This is a genomic window from Cupriavidus sp. GW823-FHT07A04, from assembly GCF_058794615.1.
Genome location: NZ_JBXAHA010000015.1, coordinates 145,489 through 164,973, shown reverse-complemented (window position 1 = coordinate 164,973; position 19,485 = coordinate 145,489). Strand labels below are relative to the sequence as shown.

Annotated in this window: 14 protein-coding genes and 1 pseudogene; 11 read left to right on the top strand and 4 right to left on the bottom strand. The window is 61.5% G+C overall.

Going from position 1 to position 19,485, the window contains the following annotated elements; translation table 11 throughout:
- Positions 1 to 99 precede the first annotated feature (99 nt).
- From AC1Q7Q_RS25595 to AC1Q7Q_RS25585, 3 genes and pseudogenes are all read left to right on the top strand, one after another.
- A pseudogene (locus AC1Q7Q_RS25595) lies at positions 100 to 360 on the top strand (glycosyltransferase); the annotation flags it as partial.
- A gap of 108 nt (positions 361 to 468) precedes the next feature.
- Complete coding sequence (locus AC1Q7Q_RS25590; protein WP_492371279.1) at positions 469 to 1,455, top strand: lysylphosphatidylglycerol synthase domain-containing protein; 987 nt, start codon at positions 469 to 471, stop codon at positions 1,453 to 1,455.
- Positions 1,456 to 1,490: 35 nt separating this feature from the next.
- Positions 1,491 to 2,354 carry a hypothetical protein gene (locus tag AC1Q7Q_RS25585; protein ID WP_492371232.1) on the top strand — a complete coding sequence of 288 codons (864 nt, stop codon included), beginning with the start codon at positions 1,491 to 1,493 and terminating at the stop codon, positions 2,352 to 2,354.
- Between the two features lie 165 nt (positions 2,355 to 2,519).
- Here the strand turns inward: AC1Q7Q_RS25585 and AC1Q7Q_RS25580 are convergent, their stop codons facing one another.
- A complete protein-coding gene (locus AC1Q7Q_RS25580; RefSeq protein ID WP_492371278.1) occupies positions 2,520 to 3,083 on the bottom strand; it encodes a c-type cytochrome in 564 nt (187 codons plus the stop codon).
- Positions 3,084 to 3,192: 109 nt separating this feature from the next.
- On the bottom strand, positions 3,193 to 4,401 hold the full coding sequence (locus tag AC1Q7Q_RS25575; protein WP_492371277.1) for a cytochrome C: 1,209 nt from the start codon (positions 4,399 to 4,401) through the stop codon (positions 3,193 to 3,195).
- Positions 4,402 to 4,737: 336 nt separating this feature from the next.
- On the opposite strand from AC1Q7Q_RS25575, the gene AC1Q7Q_RS25570 reads away from it, so the two are divergent.
- The 8 genes from AC1Q7Q_RS25570 (at position 4,738) to AC1Q7Q_RS25535 (ending at position 14,350) form a co-directional block, all read left to right on the top strand.
- A complete protein-coding gene (locus tag AC1Q7Q_RS25570; protein ID WP_416052661.1) occupies positions 4,738 to 5,433 on the top strand; it encodes a VIT1/CCC1 transporter family protein in 696 nt (231 codons plus the stop codon).
- Positions 5,434 to 5,899: 466 nt separating this feature from the next.
- Positions 5,900 to 7,258, top strand: a complete 1,359-nt coding sequence (locus AC1Q7Q_RS25565; RefSeq protein ID WP_492371231.1) for a c-type cytochrome — start codon at positions 5,900 to 5,902, stop codon at positions 7,256 to 7,258.
- Between the two features lie 79 nt (positions 7,259 to 7,337).
- Positions 7,338 to 8,516, top strand: coding sequence for a porin (locus AC1Q7Q_RS25560; RefSeq protein ID WP_492371230.1), 1,179 nt, complete (start codon positions 7,338 to 7,340; stop codon positions 8,514 to 8,516).
- 64 nt (positions 8,517 to 8,580) lie between these two features.
- A complete protein-coding gene (locus tag AC1Q7Q_RS25555; protein WP_492371229.1) occupies positions 8,581 to 9,117 on the top strand; it encodes a sugar dehydrogenase complex small subunit in 537 nt (178 codons plus the stop codon).
- Positions 9,110 to 10,750, top strand: a complete 1,641-nt coding sequence (locus AC1Q7Q_RS25550; protein WP_492371228.1) for a GMC family oxidoreductase — start codon at positions 9,110 to 9,112, stop codon at positions 10,748 to 10,750. Before AC1Q7Q_RS25555 ends, AC1Q7Q_RS25550 begins: the two co-directional genes overlap by 8 nt.
- 118 nt (positions 10,751 to 10,868) lie before the next feature.
- Entirely contained in the window at positions 10,869 to 12,386 is a 1,518-nt protein-coding gene (locus AC1Q7Q_RS25545; RefSeq protein WP_492371227.1) for an MFS transporter, read from the top strand.
- Between the two features lie 75 nt (positions 12,387 to 12,461).
- Entirely contained in the window at positions 12,462 to 13,727 is a 1,266-nt protein-coding gene (locus tag AC1Q7Q_RS25540; protein WP_492371226.1) for a M20 family metallopeptidase, read from the top strand.
- Positions 13,724 to 14,350, top strand: a complete 627-nt coding sequence (locus tag AC1Q7Q_RS25535) for a trimeric intracellular cation channel family protein (RefSeq protein WP_492371225.1) — start codon at positions 13,724 to 13,726, stop codon at positions 14,348 to 14,350. The genes AC1Q7Q_RS25540 and AC1Q7Q_RS25535 overlap by 4 nt, the downstream gene beginning before the upstream one ends.
- 477 nt (positions 14,351 to 14,827) lie before the next feature.
- Here the strand turns inward: AC1Q7Q_RS25535 and AC1Q7Q_RS25530 are convergent, their stop codons facing one another.
- On the bottom strand, positions 14,828 to 15,898 hold the full coding sequence (locus AC1Q7Q_RS25530) for a porin (RefSeq protein WP_492371224.1): 1,071 nt from the start codon (positions 15,896 to 15,898) through the stop codon (positions 14,828 to 14,830).
- Between the two features lie 451 nt (positions 15,899 to 16,349).
- Positions 16,350 to 19,394 carry an FAD-binding and (Fe-S)-binding domain-containing protein gene (locus AC1Q7Q_RS25525; protein WP_492371223.1) on the bottom strand — a complete coding sequence of 1,015 codons (3,045 nt, stop codon included), beginning with the start codon at positions 19,392 to 19,394 and terminating at the stop codon, positions 16,350 to 16,352.
- Between the last annotated feature and the right edge of the window lie 91 nt (positions 19,395 to 19,485).

The window sequence follows — 19,485 nt, the reverse complement described above, 5'->3', positions numbered from 1 at the left end:
CCTGCGCGACGTCGCCCGCCCGTGTCTTCGTAAGCGGGCCACTGGCAATGCACCCGAAACGCAGGGCCAGGCCAGCGTCGCTGCCAAGGGCTTCTCCAGATGAATTGGGGCGTGCTTGCCTACACCGTGCTGGCGTGCCCGGTGACCGGGTATGCCGCTACTGCGGCCTGGGCAGCATGGCGGCCACCGGCTGCCAGCCACGATCCGGAAAGCACCGGCCTGCGCCCGGTGAGCGTACTGAAGCCGTTGTGCGGCGCCGACCCCCGGCTCTATGACAACCTTGCCGGCCTGTGCCGGCAACAGCATCCGGCGTTCCAGCTGGTGTTCGGTGTGCGCGCGGCAGACGACGCGGCCATCGCCGTGGTGGAACGTCCGGAACGAACAGCTGTGTCCCGCCAGGCGGCGGCATCCGATTTCGATCCTCCTGTCGTCATTGACGCTATTCATCCTAGGAGCGGCAATCGCATCATGAAGTATCTCGGTTCCATAGCGGCCTTTGTCGGCCTGGTGGCTGCGCTCTGGCTCGTCTGGCACGAAGACCCCGGCCAGGTGTTCTCCTTGATGCGCGCCGCGGGGGGCGGACTTGTTATCGCCGGGCTTGCGCATTGGCTTCCCATGCTGTTCAACGCGTGCGACTGGCAGACACTGATTCCAGAAACGAAACGGCCCGGGATTGGCTCGATGCTGCGCCTGGTCTGGATCCGGGAGTCGGTGAACGGCTTGCTGCCTGTCGCCCGCGTAGGGGGCGAGATCGTCTCGTTCCGGCTGATGCGGCACTGGGGACTGCGCGCGTCGACGGCATCGGCCAGCCTGATCGTCGATATGCAACTGACCTTGATCAGCCAGCTGATTTTTACGATGGTGGGAATCGGCTTCCTGCTCTCGGCACACTCGGACTCGAAGGCACTCCAGCTCGCCGGCAGTCTCGCCTGGGGTGTAGTCGCGCTCTTGCCGCTGCTGGCGTTGTTCGCATTGGTGCAGCACGCTAGCCCATTCGAACGGGCCAGTCGTGCTCTCAGCCGGTTGACCAGCGGCAAATTTGCCGCGCTGACTGGCCAGTCGGCCAGGATCGATCAATCGATCAAGCTTGTCTGGCGCCGCCGGGCCGTCATCATTCGCTACCTGTTCTTCTGGCAGCCGCTGCAGTACATGGCGACTGCGCTGGAGCTATGGCTAGCACTGTATTTCCTTGGGGAACCGGTGAACATGATGGATGCCCTGGTGCTCGAAGCCCTGGTTCAGGCACTCAGCAGCGCGGCTTTTTTCGTGCCTGCGGCACTGGGAGTCCAGGAGGGTGGCTTTGTCCTGATCGGGACCGCGCTGGGTCTTGAGCCGACGACCTGCATTGCGCTGGCCGGTGCCCGTCGCATCCGGGACTTGATGATTTACCTGCCCGGGCTGCTTGCCTGGCAAATCTCGGAATCGCGCAGCCGCATCGGCCGGCTTCGCTCCTGACTCGATCTGCAGCGATGCGGAATATGCACCAACTCATGAAAAAGACGCGCCGCGCGCGCCTGAAATCCCGGCAGGGTGACCGCGAGCCACTAACTGGGCTGCCCGGAACGCGCGCCAAGTCCCACTCGTGCGCCGCCCTTTGCTTGTGTTCCGCGTTGCTCGGTTTGCTCAGCGCACCGGCCTCGGCGGTGCTACCGGATGAAATCCAGGTGTACACCGGCGATATCAACGCGCCGGGAGAGTTCGGACTCGAACTGCATCTGAACACCACGCCAAGCGGCCATTCGCGGCCATCTTATCCCGGGGAAGTCACCACGCCGCACGGCTGGCGCGCGACCGCCGAGTTCTCCTATGGCCTCGCGCCTGCCTGGGAACTTGGGCTTTACATCCCCACCATGCTGTCGCGAGACAACAGCTATTACGTGACCGGTCCAAAGCTTCGCGTGAAGTGGATGCCAATCCGCACTGTCGATGGCGCTGGATACTTCGCTGGCGCCAACGTTGAACTCGCGCGCGTCGGACAGAAATTCGAGAGCGCAACCAAGACCCTGGAGCTGCGTCCAATCATTGGTTATCAGGACAGTAATTGGCTCTTTGCCTTTAACCCCGTGTTGGGATGGGATCTTGCTGGCCCGGACAAAAGCGCTGTCCCCAGCGCAACCCCTAGCTTCAAGGTGGCCCGAACAGTATTGCCAGGGTTGCGCGCGGGCGCCGAATACTACACGGATCTGGGCCGCGTCAATCATCCAGCCACGGGGCCTTGGCAGGCGCAGATCATCTATCTTGCTTTCGATGTGAGTCGCGGCCCCCTGGTCTTCAATTTCGGCATAGGCCGCGGGCTATCCCAGGCAGCTGACCGCTGGACACTGAAATGGATCTTCGAAATACCGTTCTCCTGAGCCGCCAGCCTGGGAGAGAACCGCGCCAGGATAGGCGCCAGGAGGTTCTTGAGTCTGGCGCCTTCACGCGCAAATCGGTCATCGACCTATGACCGTCGGGTCCGATTCCTTTGCCCACCCAACAATCACAAACAAGATACGACTGAACCTGAATCCGAATCTGAATCACTTGGATTGCAGATAGGTTGCAACGGCGTTGGCTTGATCGTTGTTCAGATTGTGTGCCACCGCACTCATGACCGGTGCATTGCCGCGCGACTTGTCCCTGAAAGCCTCGATCTGACGTAGCAGATAGGATTTATGCTGCCCGGCAAGTCGCGGGAATTGCGCAGCCCCCTGCCCCTGCGCGCCATGACAGGACGCGCAGGCTGGCACCCCGCCATCGGGAGCGCCATGCTCGAAAATGGTCTGCCCCTTGGACATCAGTGCCGTGTCTCCGGCCGCACCGGGTGCCGCCGTTTGACCTGCATAGTATTCGGCCAGCGATCGGATGGTTGCGTCGTCAAGTTGTGACGCGATACCCCACATGAATGAACGCGCCTCCGATTCGCCACGCGCATGCTCCCGGAAACCTTTGAGCTGCGTCTCCAGGTATTCAGGTGTCTGAGCGTCAAGCCGGGGGAACATTGGCGATTCGCTTCGCCCGTGAATGCCATGGCAAGTTGCGCATAGCTGGGCGGCGAGCTTGGCGCCATCCTCGCCATAAGCCCGCATGATCGCCATGCTCATGCCTGCAAAGGTAAGCAGCGCGAACAACGGTACACGGATGGTCAGCGTCATTTTCATAGTCGTACCAGGCCCGGAAAATCTCCAGCGGCAGATGTTGCCGGTGGCTCGTTCAGAACAGAAACCAGCCGAGCAGATATAGCGTGTTGTTATCGCCGGCATTCCTGCCGTTACCGTCGTAGTTGGAGCGTGCGCCATTGAATTTAAGGAACCACGTGTACTGCACCGCAAACTTGACTTGCGGGTGAGGCAGATAGTTGAGCTCGAAGATCAGCCCGCGCGAGTCGGGATATCCATTGGCGCTGCCTATGACCGGCGCCGGAGTGTACAAGCCCGTATCCGCGTTTCCGGTGGTCGAGAAATAGGCCAGCGTGCCACCATACTTGCGCTGGTAGATATAGGACGCCTTGGCCTTGAAGGTCGTAAGGTGGTCGGTCGGGTTCGCCGGTGTGGGGCCAGCGCCTATGCCGCCGCTGGGAAAGCTCGCGCGCCAGTCCTGTTTCTCGTAGATCCAGGCTGCCTGGGCAGTAAAGGCATGGGGTAGCGTGAGGTACTGGTACTGCGCGTCCAACGCATAGTCGCTGAAGCGGTCCGTGGGCGTGCCGGGCAAGGTGTTGTCCGGATACCGGCTGGCTATCAGGCCAAAGGTGCCCGCCATGATGGAGTGCGGGCCCCACTCCCGGTTGTACGCCACGCGCCAATATGGGTTCGCGCCACTCAAGCGTGCCACGCCCCCGGGTGTGTTGCTATCTTGTCCGGTCCGGAACACCGAGAATGCCTGGTCAGCTGTCCGATAGAGGCCAAACTCGATATAGAGGCTGCGCTGCCAGAAGAGGTACGCGGACGCGCCCGCCACTTGTTGCGCCAACCCGCCATCGATGAGCGTGCTCGCCATTGGCGTTAGCGAAACACTGCTCGACGCGTAGGGATAACCGAAGGCTGGCGTGCTGTTCCACACGTCGGAGACCGTCGGGTTATTGTTGACGGTCATGCCGTAGATGAAGTCGACATCGTTATCTGTCAAGTGCCACGCGGCGCGGATGTCTGTGTTGTCGAGCGCGGCATGATGGGCGATGCCATCGTAGGTCCATTGCGCAAAGGCGCCCACATGGTCAACGATGCGGCCGGCATAAAAGAGGCTCGCCTGCTGCAGCGTAGTGTCGCCATCGCGCAGGAAGTCGTAATTGGCCCGGTCAAGGGTCCTGGTATGTGTTTTTGATACCTGCACCATTGCCGAGACCGGAATGGTGGTGTTGTTCGTCAAGGTGTAGCCAGTCAACTTGAAGAAGCGGCCGAACGGGGTCAGTTCGGGAAAATTCACATGGCAGGCCATGCAGGCCATGCCCGTCTGGCGGGCAAAGGCGGGAACCGCCTCCGCCTGCCTCGGCAGCAGAGCGACCACGCAGGCAAGCGTCAATAGCGCCTCTACCGCGTACCTTGTGTGAGCTCTCATCATGTCCCCCCGCCTTCCCCTCGGATTCCGCTCTTAGGCTGGCACTTTTTCCCAGCCTAGAAAATCAAGTAACCTTTGAACAGGAACTTCGACGCAAAAGCTTGCGCTGCGTCAAGTTGAGCGGATGCGGGCGGCCAGCCGCTACTTCGGCGTTCCCCTTTGCCGCCGTCCAGGCGATTCTGCCAACCCCCTTGATGAGGAAATATGCCCAGGCGACATAAGGAACAGCATCGTGTTGAGGCCATTGGGTGGCTGCGTGCCGCGGTGCTCGGCGCCAATGACGGCATCGTATCGACCGCAAGTCTCGTTATCGGCGTGGCATCGGCACACACCGCTCACGAGAATATCGTGCTCACGGCCGTAGCAGGTCTGGTCGCAGGGGCCATGTCGATGGCAACAGGGGAATACGTATCAGTTTCATCTCAGGCGGATACCGAAGCGGCGGCCTTATCCGAGGAGCAGGCTGAACTCGACGCCGATTTTCCACGCGAGCAGCAAGAACTGACCGCAATCTATATGCATCGTGGCCTGGATCTTTCGCTTGCCAAGCAGGTTGCCGAAAAGCTGATGGCGCACGACGCGCTTGGCACGCATGCACGCGATGAACTGGGGCTTTCGATTGCGACCTCTGCCCGGCCTTTGCAAGCCGCGCTGGCTTCCGCCTGCAGTTTCTCGGTCGGCGCTGCCCTGCCGGCTACCGTCGCAGCGCTTGCCCCTGAATCAGCAGTGATCCCGTGCATAGTCATCTCGGCGTTGATATCGCTGGCTGCCCTGGGCGGCCTGGCCGCAAAAACCGGCGGTGCCAAAGTCGGCCCGGGTGTTATCCGCGTGGTCTCCTGGAGTGCCTTGGCCATGGCTGTGTCATCAGGCATCGGCCTGTTGTTTGGCAACATAGGCTGAGACGCCATAGCCCGCTGGCGCGCAGCTCGAGGCGCCGCCTGAAAGGCTCCCGCTCAAGCTCGCGCAAGCCGACTGCGCAGCGTCGTGACGATGTGGGTCGACGAACGCGTACTCAAAGCGGCTACCACCGGGCCTCGCGCGTCGATCACTGCATGTACCGACTCGAGACGTTTACCGTCGATCGCCTCCGGGCTCGCCACTTCAGTTCCCAGGCAACCGAAGGCCGGTCCGTGCGGGAGTGCTCAACCGCGCGTCCGCTGCCTGTCCGCCGTGCGTCCGCATCACTTGGTGCTTACTACTGTTCGCACACCGGGCGCCGCAATGAGGAATGTACATTGCACAGTTTCGTTCTTTACACTAGGCTCAATCGAATTGAGGAGCTTACACTCTTCGCTTGGAAGCGAGATCGATCAGCGTGCACTCAACCCGATGGATGCCTCGCTTTATCCTTGCCCTGAGTTACGTGATGGCTTCGCTCTCAGGTTTCTATGCATCGCAAAGCGAGGCACAGGACACCGTGGATGCCGATCAGGTCAAACGAGGCCAATACCTGGCAACGGCAGGCGACTGTGTGGCCTGCCACAGTGCCCCTACCGGGAAGCCCTATGCAGGTGGGCTGTCGCTTCCAACGCCCCTGGGTGCCATAGTTTCGACGAATATCACTCCATCGAAAACCCACGGCATCGGCAACTATACGCTTGCACAGTTTACCGACGCGTTGCGCAAAGGCGTGCGTGCAGACGGGCAACGTCTGTATCCGGCCATGCCATACACGTCCTATGCGCTGGTGACCGATGAAGATGCGGCAGCGCTCTATGCCTATTTCATGCATGGCGTAGCGCCTGTAGATGCCGCGCCCAACGCCACTGCCCTGCCCTTCCCCTTCAATATCCGTATGTCGATGGCGGCCTGGAATCTGCTATTCCTCGACGACAAGCCATTCCGCACCGACCCGGGCAAGAGCGCTGAGTGGAACCGCGGCGCCTACCTGAGCCGCGGGCTGGCGCACTGCAGCGCCTGCCATACCCCACGTAATGTCATGATGGCCGAAGATAGCGCTCGTGAGTTCGGTGGCGGGGATGTGGGGACATGGTATGCACCGAATATCACTTCGGATGCGATCAGCGGCATCGGGAGTTGGAACGAGCAGGAGATTGCCGCCTATCTGCGCAACGGTGATGCCGTGAATAAATCACAGGCCGCCGGGCCAATGGCCGAAGCCATTGATCACAGCCTGAGACATCTGAACGACGCCGACCTGCATGCTATTGCGATCTATCTGAAGAGCGTGCCCCCGATTCACGATGTCGCGGATACCCGTGCAGCCTCTGCATGGGGTGCCAAGGCGGACGATCTGATCAGTATTCGCGGGGTTGCCTTGCCCACTGACCTGAACCGGATGAGCGGCCCCCAACTCTATGATGCCCATTGCGCGACTTGCCACCAGGCACACGCGGAGGGAAGTTTTGACGGAGGGTTGCCCTCATTGTTTCACAATGCGGCGCTTGGCAGGTCCAAGGCCAACAACCTGGTCATGGTGATACTGGACGGCGTTCAGCGCCAGGTCGATCCGCCTGAACTGCGGATGCCCGGATTCGCCCATTCACTCACCGACCAGCAGATCGCGACGCTGGCGTCCTACCTGACGCAACGCTACGGTAATCCCAAGGTGATCGTCACGGCCGATGAAGTCAAATCGCTGCGGCAGGGCGGAGCGCCGTCGAATCTTGTCGCCCTCGCCCGTGCCGGCATGGCGGTAGGTCTGCTTGTGGTCATTGGCCTGGTATTTTTCGTCGTCCGACGCAAGCGCAGAAGGTCAACCTAAGCGGATGCAGGGCCGGCATGACGGCTGTGGGGCGAACCGTCAACCTGAAACTGGCATATTTGCGGAGCCACCTGGAGAGATGATGAAGCCATCCCATTTTCTCAAGGCTACAGCTATCCCGTTGCTCTGGCTTGCTGGCGCGTCGGCCAGCGCGCAAAGCAGCGTCACGCTGTACGGCATCGTGGACGATGCGCTTGTCTATGCGAACAATCAGCAAGGCCACTCCAATTTCTATACCCGAAGCGGCAATGTCTCGGCTTCGCGTTTCGGCCTGCGCGGTAGCGAACCCCTCGGCGGGACAACCTCAGCCATCTTCGATCTGCAGGAGGGTTTTGATATCGACTCGGGCAAGGAATCCAGTTCCGGCCTGATATTTAACCGGCAGGCCTTTGTCGGCCTGCAGGACACACGTGCCGGGACGCTGACATTAGGTCGCCAGTACTCAGCCTATTACCAAATACTCGGCGGGATCGGGCCCGTTGGGTATCTGACCGGCGCGACGGGCGCACACCCTGGCGATCTCGACGCCCTGGATACCACGGTCCGCCTCAACAATTCTGTCCAGTACGTCACCCCGCTACTTTCCGGCTTTAGCGCGGCCGTGCAATACGCCTTTGGGGAGATACCTGGAACCTTGCAGCGCGGCAGTTCCTTTAGCTCGGGCATCAAATACGCAAATGGGCCGTTTACCATCGGTGCAGCCTATCTGCGTTTGTACAACACCGGAAACGTGCGGGCGCTCGATCCCAATGCGAGTGGCAGCTATGGTTCCTCATCGGTCACTACCGGCTTTGTGTCCGCGCATGATGTCCAGCACGTTGGCGCGGCGGCTACGTACAAGCTGGGGCTGGCGCTCCTTGGACTTAATTACACCAACGTGCGGTTCAAGCCAGGCAATAGTTCGCTATTTACCGACACCGCTGTATTCAACACTTACGGCGCCATCGCCCACTTCGATATCGCCCCGCAGTTCGACGCCGCCGTCGGCTATAGCTACACGCGCGCCAGTACCTCAAACGGCATTTCCGATAGCGCCCGCTATCACCAAGTGTCGCTCAAGGAGTCCTATCACTTCTCGAAGCGCACTGCGCTATACGCGCTGCAGGCCTACCAGCACGCAAGCGGGCAGACGCTCGGTGCTGCCGGCGGTGCGCAAATCGTCAATGCAACGGCGACCGTGGGCGATTCGCAAAATAGTACGCCGGCTTCTGGCAGCAATCAGTTTGTTGGCATGTTTGGCATCGTGCATAATTTTTGAGCAAACCGGGCGTCAACCGCTTCCGCAGGAGGCGACGGCATTTTTTTCCTGGACGGGTATCGCTATGGAATCTCGCGAACAAATAACGACCAAGGACGCTGAGCCAAATCGCGCCCGCCGGGCGTTGCTGGCCGGCTTGCTCTCCACCTATACAGCCTCGCTGATTCCCTGGGCGCTGGCCCAGCCCGTAGCCAATGGCGATCAGGGTGCGTTTCTCGCGCTCTCCGCCATCATAGCGGGGCGACAGACACTTGACGGCGCACTGGCAAAGCGCCTGTATCAGGCGCTGACCGACGACGATGCCAAATTCCCCGCGGAGGCCCGCCAGTTGCTGGCCCTCATCGACGAGCGCAAGATCGACCCACTTCAATTACAGCAGGTGCTCGACAGTGAGCAGTCGCCGCTGGCCACCTTACCGCGCAAGATTGCGACGGCGTGGTTCATGGGCATGGTTGGCAGTGGCGACAACGTGCGGACTATCGCCTATGAAAACGCACTCAATGCCGTCATCGTCTCGGATGTCTTGAAACCCCCGACCTACTGTTTTGGCGTCTATGGCAGCTGGGCAGCGAAGCCGAACGCAGGAGCGAAGAATGGCTGACCAGTCATCTGCTGATTTTGTCGTCATTGGATCGGGAATCATCGGTTCGCTGACCGCGCGAAAACTGGTCACGAGTGGCGCCTCCGTACTGATCCTGGAGGCGGGGCCGCGTATCACTCGCGCCGAAATCGTTGCACGATTCCGGAACTCCACGCGCAGGAGCGACTGGCTGTCGCCCTATCCGCCCGCCCCATGGGCACCACACCCGATCTACCAGCCTAAGGACAATGGGCATCTGATTCAAGCCGGACCCTACCCATATCCCGCTGAATACATGCGGATCTACGGTGGCAGCACCTGGCACTGGGCGGCACAAGCCTGGCGCAACGTACCGAACGACTTCCGGATACAGAGTTTGTATGGCGTCGGAGTCGACTGGCCTATCACCTATGAAGAGCTCGAGCCGTTCTACCAGGAAGCGGAAGAAATCATGGGCGTGTCGGGAGCGCCCAATACCGGCTCGCCACGCACCAAGCCGTTTCCGATGGAGCCAGTAGCGGAAGCATGGGCCATGCGCCGGATTCGGGAGCGGCTCGCCCCCGCCTATGAAGTGGTCAGCAACACCACAGCGCGCAACAGCCGAACCTACGACGGCAGACCGCCGTGTTGCGGCAATAACAGTTGCCAGCCGATCTGCCCGATCGACGCGCAATACAATGGCGGCGTCGCCGCAGCCTCGGCGGAGGCTGCTGGCGTCACCATCCTGACAAGTGCAAACGTCTACAAGCTGGAGCACGACGACAAAGGGCGAATCACCGCAGCCCTGTACTATGATCCGGACAAGCGATCTCATCGTGTCACCGGCAAGATCTTTGTCGTCGCGGCCAACGGGATCGAAAGCCCAAGGCTGCTCTTGCTCTCGGCGAGCGACAAGTTCCCCAAGGGCCTGGCGAACAGCAGCGACATGGTCGGCAGGAACCTGATGGATCACCCGAGCACCTCGCTCACATTCGACGCCGATGAAGACCTGTGGCTGGGACGGGGACCACAGAGCCCCACCTCCATCAACACCCTGCGCGATGGCGCCTTCCGTTCCGAGCACGCCCCATACCGGCTGGACTTCACGAATATCTCCCGCGTCGATGGCACCACGAGAGCATTGATCAGCGCGGGAGTCTATGGCGTGGAATTCGAACAGCGTTTGCGCTACAGCGCGGCACGGGAGATGAGCCTGAAGAACGTCCTGGAAGTGCTTCCGCACCCGGAAAATCGGATTACCCTGAGCGACCAGAAAGATGCCATGGGTATCCCGAAACCCCAGGCTCACTATTCCATCGACGACTACACACGCCGGGGAGCCGAACGTTCAAAAGATGATTTCAAGCGGGTTGCAGAACTGATGGGGGGCACAAATCTGCGCCAAAGCAAGGACGGTGATTTCGCCAATAACCAGCACATCTGCGGCACGCTGAGCATGGGTAACGACCCCGCAAAGTTCGTTTGCGACCAATGGGGGCGCACGTACGACCATGAAAACCTGTTCCTCGCGAGCACCGGGGTGTTACCGACCGCAGGTACCTGTAACTCGACGGAGAACGGCCTCGCCGTGGCCTTGCGGACAGCCCAACACATTCTGTCGGAACAGGCAGGCCGGCCAACACCAAATGGAGATCAATCAAAGCCCTCTGGGTGAAGTGACTGTTGCACACGGCAGTGAGCCGCACCCTGGTCATGGCGTACCATTTCGGCACCAACATGCGCTTCTTCTGTGAATTGATTCAAAAATCACTCACGCTGATTCTCCTACCGCCATGACGCGTAGCAAGCCGCTGCTGAGCATGCATCCGGAGCTCTCCTCTGTGCGTGTCTATCTGATCGGGCTGGCGCTCGGCTGCGCGACCGGCGTCGACTTTTGGGCATCGGCGATGATGGGGGTCGCGGGCACCCACATTCGCGGTGGGGTACATGCCTCGCCAGAAGATTTCCTCTGGAGCATGACTTCCTATGCCGCGGCTGCGGTAGTCGCCAACCTGATGCTGCGCCGCCTGGCCCGCGACATTAGTTATCGTGGTTTCACACTTGCGGGCCTGGCAATAGCCGGCTTCGGCGCGGTGTTGTGCGCACTCTCTCGAAATTCGCTGGAATTGAGCCTTGCGCGTGCCGTCCAGGGGTTCGGGGCGGGGGGCCTGTTTGCCGCTTCGCGCATCATCATTCAGATCGCTGCGGCGCGCGAGGAGCGGCGCCCGCTCTTTATCGGCTTCAGTATTGGCTCCATGGGCCTGGTCGCCCTGGCTCCATGGATTACGGCAAAACTCGTAGAAAGTGCGGACTGGCAGATGGTCTTTGTTCTGCAGGGGGGGATCGCGTTGCTGACGCTGATCTTTGTGCTGGCGACCTATCCGAAGCGGCTTACCGCCACACGTGCGCCATGGGAGGTCGATGTCCAGGACATGGACTGGGTGACGGTCGTCCTGCTCGGCGCCGGTGCGCTAGTTCTGCTGCACGGACTGGGCGACCTGCGCTTCTATGAACTGACCAGCTCGCCCTCGGTTGTCCTGACCCCGATTGTCGGCCTGATCTTCTTCGCAGCTGCCTTCGCTCACTTGCACGGGCATCCCGACCCCTGGCTTGACCCCAAGCTGCTGCTAGGTCGCCGCTTTCTGGTCGGGCTGACCTTTTACGCGATTTATTACTTCCTGAACGGGCTGTGGACCTATGTGGTGTCCACAATGCTACAGGGCGGGCTAGGTTTCACATTCCAGACCACCGGCACGGTACTGACAACAACTGGCCTGATCGGCTTTGCCGCAGCCATGGCGTTCACTTTCGGCAGCACGCTACTGGTCGGGACAAGGCGCTATATTGCGATTGGCTATCTGTTGTTCGCGGGTTCCGCCTGGCTGCTCTCTCAGCGCATGATGCCTGGCGCATCCATTGCGGTGCTTCTGCCCGCGCTCGCCATGCAGAGCCTAACGGTTCCGTTCATCCTGATGCTGGTAGCAGGCCTGACGTGGGCGGACTTTAACGTGGACGATTTCGCCCATGGCTACCAGTTCAAGAACATCGTGCGACAGATCGCCTCAGCAGGAGGAACAGGACTTGCAAGCCTCTGGCTGCAATTTGGCGAGGTCCTGGCCCGCACGCAACTGATTGCCAAGGTGACGCCGTTTGACTTCCCACAGGGGATCGACCAGACCGAGCTTGCACGGTTGTCGCAACTGATCGACCAGCAGGCGACGCTAGTTTCCACCAGCAATCTGTTTGCGCTGCTGGCATTCACCTGCGTTGTCATTGCCGCAATAGCCGTTGTCCAGCATGCGCTGCGATGAAGTGATCACATGCCCCTGCTAGCCGCTAGCGCGATGGCATGAGGCATCCTACATATTCACGATCTGGAGGTTGCCATGAATCCGCTCATCCAAGCCCTGACTACCTGCGGCGCAGAGCTGCTGGCGGAACTCGAAACGATCTACGAGGATATCCACCAGCACCCAGAACTGTCGATGCAAGAGGTTCGCACCGCCAAGCTCGCGGCCGATTACATCGAAACGCTGGGCTACGAGGTGACGCGCGCGGTGGGCGTCACAGGCGTCGTTGGCGTGTTGCGCAATGGCGAAGGCCCTACCGTGATGCTGCGTGCCGACATGGATGCACTACCCATGGCGGAGAATACCGGCTTGCCCTATGCCAGTACCGTCAAGGCAAAAGATGAAGATGGTGTGGAGGTAGGCGTGGCCCACTCCTGCGGGCACGACCTGCACGTGACCTGGCTGATGGGGGTGTCGCGCATTTTTGCAGAACATCGCGACGCCTGGAAAGGCACTGTCATGCTCGTGTTCCAGCCCGGCGAGGAAGTGGGCCGGGGTGCAGCGAGCATGGTTCAGGATTGGGGGGAGGGGCGCTTCCCCAAGCCTGACATTATCTTGGGGCAGCACGTGATGGTAGGACTGAGTGGAACGGTCTGCTACCGCCCAGGTGTCATCCTGTCAGCCGGTGACAGCTTGAAGATCAAACTATTCGGTCGCGGGTCACATGGCTCACAACCGCAGACCGCCATCGATCCGGTGATCATGGCTGCCGCCACCACATTGCGCCTGCAAACCATCGTTTCGCGTGAAATCTCGCCACTGGACAATGCAGTGTTGACCATTGGCTCGCTGCAGGCCGGCACCAAGGAGAACATCATTCCCGACGATGCCACGATCAAGCTCAATATGCGCACCTTCGACGAAGATGTGCGCGAGTACATGCTGTCATCCGTCAAGCGAATTTGCTGCGCCGAGTGCGATGCCTCCAATGCCGAGCGGCCGCCCGAGTTCACCACGCTCAGCAGTTACCCGCTAACCGAAAACGACGATGCATCGACCCAGAAGATCGCGGCAGCCTTCAAAGCACAGTTTGGCGACAAGGCCTTCGAGACTTCTCCGGCGTCGGCAAGCGAGGACTTCAGCATCTTCGGGCGTACGTGGAATGTGCCATACGTTTTCTGGTTCGTCGGCGGCACCGACCCCAGCGTGTATGCACAGGCCAAGAAGGAAAAGCAAATCAATAAGATACCTAGCAATCATTCGCCCAAGTTTGCACCGATCATCCACCCAACACTGGAAACGGGGCTGCAGGCCATGTTGACAGCGGCGTCTGCCTGGCTTTGCGGTCATCAAGCGCCATGATGGAACACAGTCTCTTTGTCGTGGTCGACCTGTTTGGTACCTTCGCCTTTGCAGTCAGCGGTGCTCTTGCCGCTGAACAGAAGCGCCTCGATCTGTTCGGTGTCGTCGCGATCAGCTACATGACAGCCTGTGGCGGAGGAATCGTTCGGGATCTCTGCCTGGGCTCGTTACCGCCGGTGGGCATTTCAGATTGGCGGTATCTCGCGACCTCGGTGTTTGCCTCGGCAATGGCAATCTGGGCGCGTCCAATCGTTGACTACCTCAAGCATCCTGTCGTTTTTTTTGACTCGCTTGGACTGGGTTTCTTTGCGGTCGTTGGCGCACACAAGGCGCTGCTGCTTGGCCACAACATCGAGGTGGCCATCGTGCTCGGCATGGTGACCGCTGTTGGCGGCGGCATGGCGAGAGATGTGGTGCTCAATCGCGTGCCGATCATCCTGCAGAAAGAAATCTATGCACTCGCCGCACTGGTCGGCGCAGCCATACAAGTTCTTGGACAATTCATGGAATGGAGGGTGGCAGTTACGCCTTGGTTTGCGGCGTCGATCTGCTTCGCAATCCGCCTACTTGCCCTGCGCTATTCCTGGAGCCTTCCAGTTTTTCATAAGACGGACGCCGCGTAGTCAGCGAGAGCGTCCGACGCCAACCGTGTAGACGCAAGCGCCGCACTTGACCGACCATTCGCGTGATGGGCGTGTGACTGGATCGCGCTCGCGACAGGTGATGTGGACGGACACGATCCTCGCCCTCCCCCCTCCGATCACCGCCTGTTCGCTGGGCACTGACAAACGAGGAGTCTGTCTTGCGTAGATCTGCGGGAACGTGCGCAAGGGATGGTTTGACAAGGAGGCCGTGCTTCCGACGATTCGCGAGCAAATTGCCGATCGCGCATGCACGACTTGAGTACTGAATTTCCTTGGCACGCTCCGATACGTCAAGAAATGACGACAGTATCGTCATCCCTGGGCAACGTGACTGCGCGAAAAAAGGCCGGCAAATCTGCCGGCCAAGCGTCCTTGCACCCAGTGAACAAAGGCAAGGTCGATATGACTTGTCTCCAGCGCACCCCGACAGCACGCTGGCTGATATCGCGAGCGGTATTAGAAGCGGTGACGCACACCAACCATGGCGCCGGTCTGGTTCTGGCCGGGCAGGGTGTTCATTGCGTTGGTCACGCCGTAGGTTGCCTGCCCCTTGTTCTTCACGTAGCCGAGCAGCACGTAGGCATCGGTGCGCTTGGACAGGGCATAGTCGGCATTCAAGACGTACATCCACGAACTGTTGCTGTCCTTGCGGGCGTCGGTGTAGTAAGCCGCGCCGGTCAGGCTGAAGGCAGGGGTGAACTTATACAGCGCGCCCAGCCAGTACAGGTTGTCCTGGCGGACTACGGTCGCACTGGTGACCTCATCGCGCATCCAGCGATAGCCGGCGAACACCTTGGCATCGCCGAACGCATACGCGCCACCGATTGCGGCGCGCTTGGCCGCAGCGCCGGACGTGGCAATGGTGCTGCCCTGGTACTGGTCATAGGCGACACCCACCGAGACCGGGCCGTTCGCGTACGCCAAGCCGCCACCGAAGTTCTTGCCAACCCGGAAGCTACCCGGCACTTCCCCACCGTTGGTGATGTTGCTATCGCGGCCGAAGCTGTAGAAACCGGTGGCGGTCAGGCCGCCGAACTTGCCGGTGTACTTGACGGCGTTGTCGGCGCGGCCGTTGAAGCCCTGGGTATCGACCGAGTTGAGCGAGTAGCTGCTGCCGACCGCCATCGGGTCGTAGGCGCCGAACAGGTCATACAGGGCGTTTTGCTGGCGGCCCAGCGTGACTGCGCCGAAGTTGCTCTGCAGGCCAACATAGGCTTGACGGCCGAACAAGCGGTTGCCTTGGGCGGACTTTCCCGTGTCGAGGTCAAAACCGCTTTCCAGCACGAAGATGCCCTTCAGGTTATTGCCCAGGTCCTCCACACCGCGAATGCCCCAGCGCGAACCGGAGAGGCCACCGGACGTCAAGCCTGTGACCGAGCCGCCACCGTTAGGGCCTTGCACGTGACTCTGGAAGCTAACGCCAGCATCGGCAATGCCGTAAAGCGTCACGCCAGACGATTGCGCTGAAGCAGCGGTGGACACGGCGCACGCAGCGACTGCTGCCAAAACGAAGAGAGGTTTTTTCATGATCATTTTCGGTTTCTGATTGATCCGGTAGGGTCACGCTACCGGGGAAGCCTGCCTTGGCAAGAAAGCGAGACAGCCAAGGCCAACTCCATGCGAGTGACGCATCGTAAGGCACTTATGTGACAGCAATAAGTAAATAGTTATCCAATCGGAACATCTATTGTTCCGGATACGGGAATAACTGTTCGAGCGGGCAGCCAAGTGAAGCGTCGCCCTGAGGGCGTGCGTGGCGCTGAGCGGGGGACGAGACTCACGCGGTTGAGTCGCAGTAAGGCAGTGAGTTTGGCAATAGCCCCGAAGGACCTGCCAGGCTATGCCGCCAGGCCATGGAATTGCCGCACCGCGGCGGTAGTGCTCCCTCCGGGCCGGTGGATTTGCCCCGTGGCAAAACAGCGATCCACGCAGCGATCGCTGCGCGGCCAGAGCAGCACCACGGTGAACTGCGCGGGCCTCAGGCCTGCGGCCCGCCCTGCCGCTTCAGCGCCATCGCCAGCACACGCGCCACGTGCATGGCCTCGGTGTCGGCGCCGTCCAGGATCTGGTGGCGGCAGCTGGTACCGTCGGCCACCACGATGGCATTGGCGGCGCGCTTGCGCACCGCTGGCAGCAGCGACAGCTCGGCCATGGCCTTGGACGCCTCGTAGTGCTCGGCCTCGTAGCCAAAGCTGCCCGCCATGCCGCAGCAGGACGATTCCACCGGGGAGACCTTCAGGCCGGGGATCCAGCCCAGCACGGTCTGCACCGGGGTGAAGGCGTCGAATGCCTTCTGGTGGCAGTGGCCGTGCACCACGGCCTCGCTCGTGTGCAGCGCATCAAGATCGAGCGAGAGGCGGCCGGCTGCCTTCTCGCGCACCAGGAACTCCTCGAACAGGAAGGCCTGTGCGGCCAGCTTCCTGGCCTCGTCGCCGTAGCCGTAGCTAAGGAACTCATCGCGCAAGGACAGCAGGCACGAAGGCTCCAGGCCGACGATGGGGATGTCGCGATCGACATAGGGCTTGACCGCATCCAGCAGGCGCCGCGCCTCCTCCCTGGCCTGGCCCACCAGCCCCGCCGCAAGGAAGGTGCGGCCGCAGCACAAGGGGCGCTCGCCTTCGCGGCGGTTGAAATGCACCGTGTAGCCCGCCGCCTCCAGCACCTGCTGCGCCGCCAGCGCGTTCTCCGGCTCCATGTAGTTGCTGAAGGTGTCGACGAAGAGCATGACTTCGCGGCCCGCCCCGCCTTGGCGCGTTGCCTTGGCTTTTGACAGGAACGCGGCCTTGAAGCGCGGCAGCGAGCGTTGCGGCGCGAATCCCATGGCCCGCTTCACCACGCCGGAGATGCCGGGAATGCCATCGGCCAGCGCTAGCAGCGCGGCAAGGCGGCTCGCCACGGGCGCATAGCGCGGCATGAACGCCACCATGCGCTCGCGCACGGTGATGCCGTGCCGCTGGGCCCAGGCATGGCGCGCTTCGATCTTGAACCTGGCCATGTCCACGCCGGTCGGGCAATCGCGCTTGCAGCCTTTGCAGGAGACGCACAGGTCGAGCGCTTCCTTGACTTCACGGCTGGCAAGGCCGTCATCGCCCAGCTGGCCCGACACTGCCAGCCGCAGCGTATTGGCACGGCCGCGCGTGACGTGCTGCTCGTCCTTGGTCACGCGATAGCTCGGGCACATGGTGCCCGCATCGAACTTGCGGCAGTGGCCGTTGTTGTTGCACATCTCCACCGCCGCAGCCAGGCCGCCGGCGCGGTCGGTGCCCGTGCCGGGCGCCGTTTCCTCGCCGGTCAACGGGTTGCGGCTGACGTTCCATGCGGACCAGTCGAGCGCCGGCGTGAGTGGCAAGGCGGCATAGCCCGGCGCAAAGCGGAAGTTCTCGCGCGCGTCCATCCTGGGCGGGCGTACGATCTTGTCCGGGTTGAAGCGGTTGTCCGGATCGAACAGCGCCTTGATCTCGCCGAAGGCGGCGTTGATGCGCGGCCCATACTGCCAGGCCACCCATTCGCCCCGGCACAGGCCATCGCCGTGTTCTCCGGAGTACGCGCCCTTGTACTCGCGCACCAGCTCTGCCGCTTCCTCGGCGATCTCGCGCATGCGCACTGCGCCGTCGCGCCGCATGTCCAGGATCGGGCGCACATGCAGCGTGCCCACGCTGGCATGGGCATACCAGGTGCCTTCGGTCTCGTGCTTGTGGAACACGGCGGTAAGCCGGCGGGTGTACTCGGCCAGGTGCTCCAGCGGCACGGCGCAATCCTCGATAAAGGAAACCGGCTTGCCATCGCCCTTCATGCTCATCATGATATTGAGCCCGGCCTTGCGCACATCCCACAACGCCTTCTGCGACCTGGCGTCGGCCATCTTGACCACCGAGCCGGGCAGCCCCAGGTCGCTCATCAGCGCTGCCAGGTCGTCGAGCTGCGCCAGCAGCGCGCTGTGTTCCTCCCCGGCGAACTCGACCAGCAAGATGGCCTGCGGCTCGCCGGACAAGGCGCTCTCGATGACGGGGCGGAACGCCGGGTTCTCCATCGACAGGTCGATCATGGTGCGATCCACCAGTTCCACCGCAACCGGCTTGAGCCTGACGATATGCTGCGTCATGTCCATGGCCTGGTAGAACGTGGGGAAATTCACCACGCCCAGCACCTTGTGCCGCGGCAGCGCAGACAGCTTCAGCGTGACCTGCCGGCTATAAGCCAGCGTGCCCTCCGAACCCACGAGGATATGCGAGAGATTGGCGTGGCCGTCGTCGGTATAGGCACGCGGATTCTGGCATGCGAACAGGTCGATGTTGTAGCCGGCCACACGGCGCAGCACCTTGGGCATGCGCTCGGCAATCTCGTCGCGCTCGCGCGTGGCGATGCGTTGCAAGCCCTTCAGGATGCCCGCTGCGCGCGGATCGGAAACGGGAGCCTTCAGCGAGCCGAAATGGCATTGGCTGCCATCTGCCAGCACGGCATCGATGCCCAGCACGTTGTGCACCATGTTGCCGTACTCGATGGAGCGCGAGCCGCAAGAGTTGTTGCCGGCCATGCCGCCGATGGTGCATTGCGCCCCCGTCGATACATCCACCGGGAACCACAGGCCGTGCGGTTTCAGCCAGGCGTTGAGGTGGTCCAGCACAATGCCGGGCTCAACCGTGATGGTGGCGGCCACGGGATCGAAATCCACCACGTTGTTCAGCCACTTGCTGTTGTCGATCACCAGCGCCTCGCCAACCGTCTGTCCGCACTGGCTGGTGCCGGCGCCGCGCGCCAGTACCGGGGCTTTTTCGTCGCGGGCGATCTCCAGCGCCAGCAACAGGTCCGCCTGGTCCCGCGGCACCACCACGCCGATGGGCGTGATCTGGTAGATCGAGGCATCGGTGGCGTAGCGGCCCCGGTTGGCGCGGTCGAAGAACACGTCGCCGCGCAGTTCCTTGCGCAAACGGGCCGAGAGCGGCGACAGCGCCGGGCCGGCGCGGCCCGGCGACGGCACAAGATGGATTGGCTTGACGAGCATCGGGGAGGAGGATGGGTTCATGGCTTTCTACCAGGGCTTGTGTGGAGCGGTGCCGTGCCGGCACGCCGTGTCATGCGAGTGTCAGTTCAACCGGCGGCAGGCCGGCGATCCG